The 493-nt window shown below is 69.0% G+C and carries 1 pseudogene; it reads right to left on the bottom strand.

Annotated elements, in window-relative coordinates:
• Window positions 1-493 (bottom strand): annotated as a pseudogene (locus tag A9K58_RS18765) (amidohydrolase family protein); the annotation flags it as partial.

Below are 493 nucleotides of genomic sequence, written 5' to 3'. Positions count from 1 at the left end.
GGTCAGCAGCGCATGCGGCGAGTCCGCAGCCACCTGTCCGCGTGCTTCGTCGACCATCTGCTGCAGCAGCATCCATTGCGCGGCGCGCGAATGCCCGGTCAGCTCGGAGGCCGCTGCGCCAATGCGCAGGAACAGGGCGCGCGGGCCGATCGGGTCGGCGCTGCCGTCCAACCGCATCACGCCGCCCTGGCCAGCCACGAAACCACCGCCGGTGGCAGCGCCCAACGCAGTGAAGCCGATGCCTTCCAGGCGCGTGACCGGAATCAGCACCGAGGCCGGGTTGTAGGCGAGGGTGACGTCGAATTCCGGACGCAGTGGTTGCTCACCGAGCTTCAACGAACTGTCCACCGTGCTCGATTCACCCGAGACCTCTTCGATGCCGGTTTCGGTGATACCGCCGAACAGCGCCGGCGTCAGGGGGCGGCCATTGGCCTCGATCACGGTGGCGCCGGCAGGCGCAGACAGGCCGTTGCCCACCGCGCGGATGATGCCG

This window comes from Stenotrophomonas maltophilia, from assembly GCF_001676385.1.
Classification (GTDB): domain Bacteria; phylum Pseudomonadota; class Gammaproteobacteria; order Xanthomonadales; family Xanthomonadaceae; genus Stenotrophomonas; species Stenotrophomonas maltophilia_J.
The sequence above is the reverse complement of the archived record's forward strand: the minus strand, read 5'-3'. Positions and strand labels throughout refer to the sequence as shown.